Below are 11,680 nucleotides of genomic sequence, written 5' to 3' on the forward strand. Positions count from 1 at the left end.
AAAAAAATGATCAAAAAATTGCCTGAACAGCTGACCGATCAAATTGTGCTGCCCGTTATTGCAGCGCCAATGTTCCTTGTTTCCAGTCCGGAGATGGTTATTGAAAGCTGTAAAGCTGGGATAATTGGTTCATTTCCTCTTCTAAACGCACGTACAACTGATATTTTAGAAGGGTGGATGGAACAAATTAATGGGAAGCTTGAGAAAATACGCAGGGAAAATCCTGAACAGCGGATTGCACCATGGGCGGTTAATCTTATTGTACATCGGACGAATATACGATACGAGGCAGATTTAGAGCTGATTAAGAAATACCGGCCGCCGATTGTCATTACGTCCCTTGGGAAACCAACGACTGTTATTGATATCGTCCATCAGTATAACGGTCTTGTTTTCTCTGATGTCAGCAGTCTGGTTCATGCCAGAAAAGCCGCCGAGTCTGGGGCGGATGGCCTGATTCTCGTTTGTGATGGTGCCGGTGGGCATGCGGGTACCATTAATCCAATAGCTTTCACAGGAGCTGTTAAGGAGTTTTGGGATGGTATTACAATTCTCTCCGGATGCATATCTAATGGGCAAGATATTCTGGCTGCAAAGGCGCTTGGTGCCGACTTGGCTTATATGGGAACACGCTTTATTGCTACTCAAGAAAGTTTTGCAAGTGAAGAATATCAAAAAATGTTGATCGAATCCTCCCTAGAAGATCTGATTTATACGGACGCATTCAGCGGCGTTAACGGTAATTATCTTATCCCAAGTATTCGGAAAGCCGGTCTTGACCCGTCTCATCTTAAGAAAAAGGACGCCGTAGATTTTTCTAAAATAAATCAGCCTAAAGCAAAGGCTTGGAAAGATATATGGTCCGCCGGTCAGGGGGTAAGTACAATTAATCGGGTGGTACCCGTTAAAGAGTTAGTTAAGGAACTTAAGAATGAATACGATCAAGCGTTAGCCTCATTGATACCTGAGCGCTCAAGACCTAATTTAGCCTGAAAATAACCATTGATTTGGCCTGTATCTTTTATGTTACAAAAATTAATGTTAAACTAAACATTAGTAAAATTGTAAAGGTGAAGATATGGGACAAGATAAATTGAGTAATATTATTGAAGCAGCCAAATTATATTATCAATTAGACTATAATCAGCAGGAAATCGCGAAAAAACTAGGGGTTTCCCGTCCTACTGTTTCCCGGTTTCTTCAACAAGCTAAAGAACAGGGGATTGTCAGAATTGAAATTGTTGATCCTTCAGAAAGCTTAGAGAAAATAGCGCTTGAACTTGAACGAAGATTTCATTTAAAGAAGGTTTTAATTGCCCCTGTCTCGGAGTATGAGGATCATGCAGTCAAACAATCGATTGGAAAATTAGCTGCTAAATACTTATATGAAACTGTAAAAGATAATGATGTGATCGGGGTCACGTGGGGAACGACTGTATATCATATCGCCAAAGAACTTAAACACAAACCGGTAAAAAGTGTAAAGGTTGTTCAATTAAAGGGCGGCGTCAGCCATTCTGAAATAAATACTTATGCCTCAGAGGTTGTCGATCTTTTTGGAAAGGCCTATGATACAGTACCCCATTACTTGCCTTTACCAGCTATCGTCGACCATCCGGTAGTCAAGAAAACAATTGAGGCAGATCAGCATATTCATAAGCTGTTAGAGATGGGCAAAAACGCAAATATTGCTGTTTTTACAGTCGGCGGTATCGTGTCTGACTCATTACTGTTTCGATTGGGGTATTTGAGCGAAGAAGACCTTCAGGTAATTAATTCGTGCGCTGTAGGGGATATATGTTCAAGGTTTTTTGATCGTGAAGGTCATATATGCAGTGAAAGTTTAAACAACCGGACGATTGGCATTGAATTAAACCATCTCAAAAAGAAGGAGCAATCCGTTCTCGCTGCGGGAGGCATGAAAAAGATTGACGCTATCCATGCAGCAATAAAAGGCGGATATGCCAATGTTTTAGCAACCGACCAATTTACCGCAAAATTTTTATTAGATAAGGAAAACGATTAGTGCGCTGTTCAAAAACATTTTTTATGTTGAAAGAATAATACTCATAATGGATAGGCTAATTCCAAGCAGCATGATTTTGGGATTAGCCTTTTTTGAATTTATACTTTTACATTTGATCATTGTTTAATTTACATATGTTCAATTGTTTGTTATATTGTTGGTAAAGATTAAATGATAATGTTCATCAATTGAGTTACATAAAAAAATGAACAGGGGTGTTTTTGAATGAGGATGGTAGATTTAATTGAGAAGAAGCGTGACGGGAAAGAACTTAGTCAAGAAGAAATAAATTTTATCATTGAAGGCTATACAAACGGAAGCATCCCAGATTATCAAATGTCCGCCTTTCAAATGGCTGTCTTTTTTCAAGGCATGACGCCAGGCGAAACGGCAAATTTCACAATGGCAATGGTTAAATCCGGTGACCAAGTGGACTTGTCAGCCATTGAAGGTATTAAAGTTGATAAACACAGTACGGGCGGAGTTGGTGATACAACAACGCTTGTCCTTGCACCGCTGGTTGCGGCTGTTGGAGTACCGGTGGCGAAAATGTCAGGCCGCGGATTAGGGCATACCGGAGGGACAATTGATAAATTGGAGTCTGTTGATGGATTTCATACTGAGATCAGCGATGAACAATTTTATGATCTAGTAAATAAAAACAAAGTTGCGGTTATTGGGCAGTCAGGAAATTTAACTCCTGCCGATAAAAAGATTTATGGATTGCGCGACGTGACAGCGACAGTGAATTCAATTCCGCTGATTGCAAGCTCTATTATGAGTAAAAAGATTGCTGCAGGTGCGGATGCGATTTGTCTTGATGTAAAAGTCGGCGCAGGCGCATTTATGAAAAATTTAGAAGATGCAAAAGAACTAGCCAGAACAATGGTTGAAATCGGCAAAAACGTCGGACGTAAAACAATGGCTGTTATTTCCGACATGAATCAGCCCCTTGGATTTGCTATTGGTAATGCGTTAGAGGTAAAGGAAGCTATTGATACACTGAAAGGTCACGGTCCGCGTGATCTGCATGAACTTTGTTTAACGCTTGGCAGTCATATGGTTTGCTTAGCTGAGAAGGCTGATACACCTGAAGCTGCACGAGCAATGTTAGAAGAGGTCATCGCCAATGGGAAGGCGCTTGAAAAATTCAAAGTATTTTTAGCCGCACAAGGCGGAAATGCCTCCGTTGTTGATCAGCCTGAAAAATTGCCGACTGCAAAATATACTTTTGAAGTTAAAGCAAAAGTTGACGGGACTGTATCAGAAATTGAAGCAGACAGCATTGGAACGGCGGCCATGCTTCTTGGAGCGGGCCGGGCTACAAAAGAATCAACCATTGATTTAAGCGTTGGTCTTATTCTTCATAAAAAAATCGGCGACAATGTGAAAAAGGGAGAACCAATTGTTACGATTCACAGTAATAGTGAAGAAAATAATGAAGTCATAAAGCGTATCTATGAGTCCTACTCAATAACACATGAGCATGTGGAGCGGCCAACATTAATTTATGATGAAATTAAAGAGTAACACTAAGGAGGAAATAGACATGAGCAACAAACAAGCAGCTGGAATAATAGATCATACATTATTAAAGGCAGATGCCACAAAAGAAGCCATTATTAAACTTGCTGAAGAAGCTAAAGAATATCAGTTTGCTTCTGTATGTGTGAACCCTGCCTGGGTTAAAACATCCTATGAAATATTAAAAGATACACAAGTTAAAGTATGTACAGTTATCGGCTTTCCTTTAGGTGCAACAACACCGGAAGTAAAAGCTTTCGAAGCCAAAAATGCCATTGATAATGGTGCAACTGAAGTAGATATGGTCATTAATATTGGTGCATTGAAAGGCAAGCAAGATGACATTGTAGAAAAAGATATTAAAGCGGTCGTTGATGCCGCAAAAGGGAAAGCTCTGACAAAAGTCATTATTGAAACCTGTTTACTGACAGATGAAGAGAAAGTTCGCGCTTGTCAAATCGCAGTGCGTGCCGGGGCGGACTATGTAAAAACATCAACCGGTTTTTCTACGGGAGGCGCAACCGCTGAAGATGTAGCTCTAATGCGTAAAACTGTAGGACCGGATATTGGTGTTAAAGCGTCCGGAGGCGTCCGCAGCTATCAAGATGTGCAAAAGATGATAGAAGCCGGCGCAACACGGATCGGGGCAAGCTCAGGCGTTGCCATTGTAAAAGGTGAAGCATCAAATACAGACTATTAAAAACTGAAAAAATGGTTGGCTGTCAGTATTAAATGAAAGCCAACCATTTTTTTTATAAATTTGTAACCCTGGGTTTAGCCGGATCACAATCAGGCTTTTGAAGTCCCCTGGATTCGGCTAATTTTATCAAATAATAACATTCTTCTCTTGCCATATGATCGGCCATCAAAGGGGATATGACATCAAGAACTTCACCTTTCAGTTCCATTTCCTCTAATTCAAGTAAGAACTCTTTAAATACTTTCATTTCAATATCAACCAGGTTGTTAAAACGGTTTAGTGCGGGAAACTCCTGTACGTATGATCTTAAATACCCGGCCATTTCAACGGCTCTTAAATAAAAATGTTCAAATGTTTTTGTGAATTTATCCGATTTATCTTTTAGAATATATTCTCTTTCGTCTAATGAGACTCTTATTGAATCAGCATGCCCTGCGGCATCCATTAACCATACAAGATGGTGATGGACCTCATGAACTAACGGGGGTGTCTCATCTTTCACTAAAAATTCAAGGACTCTAATATACTCTTCGACTTCGTTAACCATGTGATTTAAAAAGGTAGGGGTTAAATGAATCATTAAATGATTGGTTAAGTGTTCTTTAATTAATTCTAATTTGAAAGAACGAATGTCTTTAGCGCATTTATCTGCTTGTTTGGTAAGTATTTGAAGTTCTTCATTTGATGGTGACGATCTTGCCATCTCCAATAATTGATCAAATGCTTTTATGAACTGTTGTGCTGTTTGAACATGTTCTTTTTCATTTGGTGATAAAGCGCCATAAATAAATCTTGAATGATCACCAAGAACCTGTAACCAAAAACGATGCTCAAATAGACAAACTTCCCGAAAACCGGCCACAGTTATGTCACCCTCTCTTCATTGATGCATCTCTTAAATGTTTATGAAAATATTTATATAAACATGTTTTTAAAAAAACCAACGTTTGCCTCCATTAAAGCGCCCTCAATTATTTTATAGTTAAGCCATAAGCTAGTGATATAGAAAACTTTGCTGCCTGATGAATTTTAATAAGTTATGCCATAAAGATCTTTTTTTAGATGTGCCTTCTATTTTGACTTCTTGAATTTAAAATTTTGTGCCAAGGTTAGATGAAAAGACTAGCAGAACTGACACTGTAAAGAAAGATTTTTTATCCTTTCTTTTGAGTGCTGGAAAGGAGTGTATTAAGGTGTCTGTTGATCATTTCTATAATCAATGCAACCAACACATCAATAAACCTTGCGAAATCGTTTGTCATGACGGTACTATCCACCGGGGGATTGTTCATTCTGTAGACCGTGAGAACGTTTATCTTCGTCCTTTCGATGGTTTTGATGGATACCAAGGCCAGGACGGCCCTCCTTATGGCGTCTTTGCTTGGGGATTTCCCGGTGCATTTGCCGGCGGATTTGCCGGTGGATTTACTGGCGGATTATTAGGTGTGGGTCTTGGAAGTATTTACGCCTTTCGACCGTTCCCATACTTTTGGTAAGGATGAGCAATACAAAAACACGAGTCCATATCCCCGCGGAATACTATTCCGCGGTTTTTTACTTTACAGACATGTATAATGAGGGAATTTTCTGTATTAATACTTACAGGTTATAAAATTTAACGACTTCACATTTAATATAACTACATGATGATAATAGGTGGGATAAATAAAAATGAATATAAACGGAGAAATAGTTGTCGAGGTACCTCAAGAAAAGGTTTGGAAAGCCCTTAACGATCCGGATACTTTAAAAAAAGCAACGCCGGGGTGTCAATCCCTGGAAGAAGTCGCTCCGGATCGTTATAAAGCTAATATTGTGCTCGGTATTCCGGCAGTCAAAGGGAACTATGAAGCGGATATGAAAATACTTGAAAAATCCGCACCTGATCAATATCGGCTAATTTTGAATGCAAAAAGTACTAAGGGATTTGTTGAGGGAGATACTATAGTTAAATTGGAATATCAAGCACCGAGAACGATTATAAGGTATAACGGAGAAGCAAAAGCAGGGGGATTTATCGCGAAAGCCGGAAAGCCGATTTTATCAGGTATTGCTAAGATGTTTGTTAAAGACTTTTTTAAAAAAATAGCCAAAAATGCAAGGACACTTTAGGATTTACAAGCTTATAGGGCACTAATCTGATAAAATTTCAAAAAGGATAAATGGTTTTACAATTGACATTTGCCGTTTCCCATACCGGGATTCGGCTTTTTTATTTGATTTTGAAGTATTTAATTTATACAATAAACAATCGTATTTTATATTTAATTAATTTAAATTGGAGGTTAATACAATGGGTCCCATTCCGGATCATATTAAGAAAAACTTAAAAATTTTATTCGTTGGTTTTAATCCAAGCATTCGTTCAGGAGAAACCGGGCACCATTATGCAAACCCAAACAACCGTTTTTGGACAATCCTTTATCAATCAGGATTAACTCCGGTAAAACTTAAGCCGGAAGAAGATCACAAGCTGCTTCATTACGGCTTGGGCTTAACGAATATTGTTCAAAAGCCGACGAAGGAAGCAGCCGATATTTCTAAAGAAGACTACGAAATCGGCAGGGTTCAACTTAAGGAAAAAATTAAAAAATACCGTCCAAAGATTGTCTGCTTTGTCGGAAAAGGTGTTTATCAGCAATACAAGAAAGAACGTCGCGTTGCATGGGGTATTCAAGATGAACAGGAGGTTGAAGGTGTGATTGATTTTGTTGCACCGTCATCGAGCGGACTTGTACGAATGAAGCTGGATGAGATTGTTTCCATTTATAAGGAATTGAGAAATCTTATAGAATAATCCTATTCATAAACTTTATGAGATGATAAAAATTATGTATTTCACATTATATATAATGTATTTTACAATTTTAATTAATAGGAATAATCAGTCATTTAAATCCTTTATTTCAATTTGGCTCAGCTAATACCCAGTTTTTTAAGAATTCATTTAATCCCAATACATATTGGAGGGAAAATTAAAATGTCCAGACTGGTAGATTTAACAATGCCATGGGGAACCGAGGTGCAACCGCTTGAAGGTCATCCCCGTATTTCTTTTAAGCCAATAACGACACATGAAGTAGAGAAACGATCTAACACCGAAGTAGTTTTCAGTATTCATACTGCGACACATATCGATTCACCTTATCATTTTTTCTCCGATGGAAAATCAATCGCTGAATTGCCTCTTGAAACTTTTATAGGACCGGCTATTTTAGCTGACTTACGTGAAATTGCTAGACCCGGTCATGAAATTTCATTAGAAGAATTAAAAACAGTCGGCGGTTTAAGCGAGGAGCTTATCCGTAACAAACGTGTGATTTTATGGGGAGATTGGGCTTGTCATTATTGGAATACGCCAAATCTTTATAAGAATAATCCCTATCTTTCAAAGGAAGCGGCGAAATGGCTAAGAGATTCCGGGATTATTGCCCTCGGATTAGATTTTGCTGTAGACGGGGCACCGCCTTATCCGAATCATCCTATCTTCTTAGGCGCTGAAATCCCATTAATCGAAAATCTTCTTAATCTTGATTCTATTAATGCCAAGGAATTTACTTTAATAGCTTTTCCGCTCCCTGTTGTTGGGGGGGATGGTTCGCCGGCACGAGTGGTTGCAAAAATTGACTGATAGGTTTTTGAACACATATTTAAAAGGAGGCGTAAAAGATGAATGTAAAAGGTGAAGTTTATGTAGAAGCAACACAAGAAGAGGTTTGGAAAGCTTTAAATGACCCTGAGGTATTAAAAAAAGCAACGCCTGGCTGTAAGTCACTTGAAGAAACTGATACTGATCACTATAAGGCAAATATTACACTTGGAATTGCGGCTGTAAGGGGGAAGTATGAGGCAGATATAAAAATCCTAGATAAATCTAAGCCTGATAAATACCGGTTAATGATCAGTGCAAATAGTTCTATGGGATTTGTAGAAGGAGATGCTCTTGTTAATTTGGAGTATCAAGCACCAAAAACCATTATTAAGTATGATGGCGAAGCAAAGGTAGGCGGACTCATTGCAGGTACAGGACAAAGGATTCTATCAGGGATTGCCAAAATGATTGTTAAAGACTTTTTTAAGAAGATCGCCAAAAATGTGAAGCACGAACAGGTTGGCTGACAAAAAAATAACAAATTTTAAGGAGTGATCAAATGGATCTGCAATTAAAAGAAAAGGTGGCTCTAATTACCGGCGGAAGTAAAGGAATTGGACGTCAAACGGCTTTAACTTTATTAAAAGAGGGAGCAAAAGTCGCTATTGCAGCAAGAAACGAACAAGATTTGCAAAAAGCGGAACAATTATTAAAAAGCGAGGTTCCCGGCGCTGAAATTTTAACCGTGTCTGCTGATTTACAAAATGAAGCTGGCGCTGAAAAAGCTGTTCAACAAACAGTAAGTTATTATGGTCAGATCGATATTTTAGTCAATTGTGCAGGTGCTGCACCCGGCGGGTTATTACTAGATCTTACAGAGGAAGATTGGGATTTTGCGATGGGACTGAAATTCCGCGGTTATGTACGGATGGCAAAAGCAACTATCCCGCAATTTCTAAAACAAAAGCAAGGTGTTATCGTTAATGTCGTAGGAAATGATGGTGTCAAGCCTTCATGGTGGGAATTAACAGGTACAGCTGTTAATGCAGCTGATCTGGCTGTCATGTCTGCATTAGCCAATCAATATGGTAACGAAAATATAAGAATTAACTGTGTCAATCCCGGACCGGTTGATACAGGCCGTTGGGAATCTTTAACTGAAGCTTATGCCCGGGATATGAAAATTAGTATTGAGGAAGCAAACGAGGCTGCGGATAAATCAATGCCATTTGGCAGAATTGCCACGCCGCAAGAAGTTGCAAATGTCGTAGCTTTTCTAGCCTCTGACTGTGCTGCATTTGTTCATAACTCAGTTGTTAATATCGACGGCGGACAAATGAAAAACATTCTGGACAGAAAACAGCAAAAAAGTAAAGAAAACCTGCCGACCGGTAAGCCTTAAATGACAATGGCAAAGAAACAATTCCTTGAAACAGCTTCTTTGCGGCTTTACGACGAGAAGTGGTGATCCGCCGTTGAATATTCACCGGCGAAGGAGCACCTATAGTGAACTTATACTTTCATCCATTAATCATTTAAATCATTTAAAAGAAAAACAAACAGTTAATGTTGTGTTCATAAAGGAGGACAATATTTCCTATGAAATTTGGAATTGTCCAGTCAAAAAATCTCTCAGGCATTGAAAGCGTTTACCAAAATCGCAAGGCAAATAGAGAAGCAATAGAAGATCTGTTCAAAAAAGGTGCGAAAGTTGTTGTATTGCCAGAGTGTTCCAACTCCCAATATGTCATGAAAAACAAAAACGAAGTATTAACATTTTCCGAACCGTTAAAAGGTGAAAGTTATAACTGCTGGTCGGAGCTTGCCTCTTTTTACAATGGCTATATTGTTGGCGGCATTTTAGAGCGGGATAATAATGATATTTACAATACTGCTATATTAATAGGACCTGATGGCTATATAGGCCATTACCGGAAAGTCCATTTATTTGACTGGGAAAAGAAGTATTTATCACCGGGAAATTTTGGTTTTCCGGTATTTTCCCTACCTGATTTAGACATAAAAGTCGGCATGTTAATATGCTATGACCTGCGGTTTCCGGAAGCGGTGCGTTCAATAGCATTAGCAGGCTGTGATGTTTTGCTCGTTCCTACGACTTGGACCTCAATTGGCAAAAAGATACTTTGGGACGATAGAGGTTTTTGTCTGGCCAATTATTTGGCTGTCGCCCATTCGTATAGTAATCGATTGGCCATAGTCTGTGCAGATAGGGCTGGGCATGAACATGATGTCCGTTATTTAGGTTCAAGCTTAATTATTGATTCCGGTTCAATCGTTGCCGCCGGTCCAGCTTCAAAAAATTGTGCCGACTGTCTGATAGCCGACTTGGAACCCGAGGCATCAAGAAATAAAAAAGTAGGTTCAAAGAATGATTTATTCCGGGATCGGCGGCCTGAATCTTATTTTCAACCAGTCGGAAAATAATACTATTTTGTTTTAATTTTGATCATGAGGGTGAAAAAAAGTGGCTGTACAACAAATCGATCACATTGGCATTGTTGTTGCCAATCTTGAACTGGCGATTAATAAATATTGTGACACGCTTGGGGCAGAACTTGACCACATTGAGGATTATGGTGACGGTCTGTTAACCATTGCCTTTTTACCTATTGGAAATGTTCAAATTGAACTGATCCAACCGCTTAAACCAGGCAGTTCCGCATGGGATTTTTTACAGGAACATGGAGAAGGTATTGAACACATAGCGTTTAAGGTCGACGAAGTGAACAAAGAATGGGATAGAATTTTAAAACAAAAAATTCCTGTTAATGACTTAGAACCTAGAAAAGGTGCGGGAAATACAATGATAAGTTTTTTGCACCGGGATGCGCTTTGCGGCGTTTTAGGTGAATTTGTTTGTCATAAGAAGTGATTATACCCTTTAAGCGTTTGCGCTGATAATTAACCCCAAGAGGCGGTGTTGCTATGAAACCTGCAGTATTCGATTATTATAATCCGGAATCACTTAAAGAATCACTTGTATTACTGGACAAGTACGGCTTTGATGCAAAGATATTATCCGGCGGCCAAAGTCTTGTACCTATGATGAATATGCGTTTGGCACGTCCTGAAATTTTAATAGATATCAATAATATAGAGGAGTTAAATTATATTCGTTTAAAGGAAGACGAAATGATTATCGGCGGACTTACACGCCACTGCCAGATTGAAAATTCTGAGGAGGTAAAAAACGCTTGCCCTTTGTTAACCGAGGGAATTAAGCTGATTGGTCATTCCCAAATTCGTTCAAGGGGGACAATAGGCGGCAGTATTGTTCATGCTGATCCGACAGCTGAACTGCCTGTGATACTAACAACATTAAATGGAACGGTTACTTTAGCATCAAATGAAGGAGAGAGAACTTTATCGACCGATGAATTCTTTTTAACTTATTTAACGACAACGATTGAACCGAATGAAATACTGGTTTCGGTTCAAATCCCGCTTCCAAAGCCCCGGTCAGGTCAAGCCATTGAGGAATTTACATTAAGAAGCGGTGATTTCGCTATTGTTTTAGCCTCAGCTGCCGTCACACTGGACGCTTCAGGCCAAGTTGAAGAGGCTAGGCTTGTTTTAGGCGGGGTTGACGGAATACCGGTAGTCCTTGACGAAGTAACTGATCAACTAATTGGAAAAACAGCGGATGATGACCTTATCAAAGATGCCGCAAATATCATCGAAGACTTGATAGATCCCGAGCCGGATATTCATGCGACTGCGGAATATAGAAAAGATTTAAGTAAGACACTTTCCAGACGAGTACTGGAGCGTGCAATAAGACGGGCTTCAAAGGTTTAGTTTTCAAAGGGGAGGTGAG

At 39.2% G+C, this 11,680-nt stretch carries 14 protein-coding genes; 13 read left to right on the top strand and 1 reads right to left on the bottom strand.

What is annotated here, in order from left to right; all coding sequences use genetic code 11:
* The first annotated feature begins 6 nt into the window (after positions 1-6).
* The 4 genes from ACFQRG_RS07485 (at position 7) to deoC (ending at position 4,250) form a co-directional block, all read left to right on the top strand.
* Positions 7-993: an NAD(P)H-dependent flavin oxidoreductase gene (locus tag ACFQRG_RS07485; RefSeq protein ID WP_380965237.1), complete on the top strand. Its 987-nt coding sequence runs from the start codon at positions 7-9 to the stop codon at positions 991-993.
* An 85-nt stretch (positions 994-1,078) separates the two neighbouring features.
* Positions 1,079-2,026, top strand: a complete 948-nt coding sequence (locus ACFQRG_RS07490) for a sugar-binding transcriptional regulator (RefSeq protein WP_380965238.1) — start codon at positions 1,079-1,081, stop codon at positions 2,024-2,026.
* A 225-nt stretch (positions 2,027-2,251) separates the two neighbouring features.
* The gene (locus ACFQRG_RS07495; protein WP_380965239.1) at positions 2,252-3,556 is read left to right on the top strand and encodes a pyrimidine-nucleoside phosphorylase; all 1,305 of its coding nucleotides are present in this window, start codon (positions 2,252-2,254) and stop codon (positions 3,554-3,556) included.
* A gap of 19 nt (positions 3,557-3,575) precedes the next feature.
* The gene (gene deoC, locus ACFQRG_RS07500; RefSeq protein ID WP_380965240.1) at positions 3,576-4,250 is read left to right on the top strand and encodes a deoxyribose-phosphate aldolase; all 675 of its coding nucleotides are present in this window, start codon (positions 3,576-3,578) and stop codon (positions 4,248-4,250) included.
* A 52-nt stretch (positions 4,251-4,302) separates the two neighbouring features.
* Here deoC and ACFQRG_RS07505 read toward each other — a convergent pair whose 3' ends face one another.
* Positions 4,303-5,112 carry a DUF2935 domain-containing protein gene (locus ACFQRG_RS07505; protein WP_380965241.1) on the bottom strand — a complete coding sequence of 270 codons (810 nt, stop codon included), beginning with the start codon at positions 5,110-5,112 and terminating at the stop codon, positions 4,303-4,305.
* A 331-nt stretch (positions 5,113-5,443) separates the two neighbouring features.
* Here ACFQRG_RS07505 and ACFQRG_RS07510 point away from each other — a divergent pair, with 331 nt between their 5' ends.
* The 9 genes from ACFQRG_RS07510 to ACFQRG_RS07550 all read left to right on the top strand — a co-directional run bounded on the left by ACFQRG_RS07510 (position 5,444) and on the right by ACFQRG_RS07550 (position 11,661).
* Positions 5,444-5,746, top strand: coding sequence for an LSm family protein (locus tag ACFQRG_RS07510; protein ID WP_380965242.1), 303 nt, complete (start codon positions 5,444-5,446; stop codon positions 5,744-5,746).
* Positions 5,747-5,921: 175 nt separating this feature from the next.
* Entirely contained in the window at positions 5,922-6,362 is a 441-nt protein-coding gene (locus tag ACFQRG_RS07515) for a CoxG family protein (protein ID WP_380965243.1), read from the top strand.
* Between the two features lie 181 nt (positions 6,363-6,543).
* Positions 6,544-7,047: a G/U mismatch-specific DNA glycosylase gene (gene mug, locus ACFQRG_RS07520; RefSeq protein WP_380965244.1), complete on the top strand. Its 504-nt coding sequence runs from the start codon at positions 6,544-6,546 to the stop codon at positions 7,045-7,047.
* A 183-nt stretch (positions 7,048-7,230) separates the two neighbouring features.
* Complete coding sequence (locus tag ACFQRG_RS07525; RefSeq protein ID WP_380965245.1) at positions 7,231-7,881, top strand: cyclase family protein; 651 nt, start codon at positions 7,231-7,233, stop codon at positions 7,879-7,881.
* Between the two features lie 38 nt (positions 7,882-7,919).
* Positions 7,920-8,369: an SRPBCC family protein gene (locus tag ACFQRG_RS07530; RefSeq protein ID WP_380965246.1), complete on the top strand. Its 450-nt coding sequence runs from the start codon at positions 7,920-7,922 to the stop codon at positions 8,367-8,369.
* 32 nt (positions 8,370-8,401) lie between these two features.
* A complete protein-coding gene (locus tag ACFQRG_RS07535; RefSeq protein ID WP_380965247.1) occupies positions 8,402-9,244 on the top strand; it encodes an SDR family oxidoreductase in 843 nt (280 codons plus the stop codon).
* Positions 9,245-9,441: 197 nt separating this feature from the next.
* Complete coding sequence (locus tag ACFQRG_RS07540) at positions 9,442-10,287, top strand: nitrilase-related carbon-nitrogen hydrolase (protein ID WP_380965248.1); 846 nt, start codon at positions 9,442-9,444, stop codon at positions 10,285-10,287.
* A gap of 40 nt (positions 10,288-10,327) precedes the next feature.
* Positions 10,328-10,735 (top strand): VOC family protein, encoded by a 408-nt coding sequence (locus tag ACFQRG_RS07545; RefSeq protein WP_380965249.1) that lies wholly within the window; start codon positions 10,328-10,330, stop codon positions 10,733-10,735.
* A 53-nt stretch (positions 10,736-10,788) separates the two neighbouring features.
* Complete coding sequence (locus ACFQRG_RS07550) at positions 10,789-11,661, top strand: FAD binding domain-containing protein (protein ID WP_380965250.1); 873 nt, start codon at positions 10,789-10,791, stop codon at positions 11,659-11,661.
* Positions 11,662-11,680 lie beyond the last annotated feature (19 nt).

Origin of the sequence: Scopulibacillus cellulosilyticus (assembly GCF_042665295.1) — a bacterium.
Lineage (GTDB): Bacteria > Bacillota > Bacilli > Bacillales > Sporolactobacillaceae > Scopulibacillus_A > Scopulibacillus_A cellulosilyticus.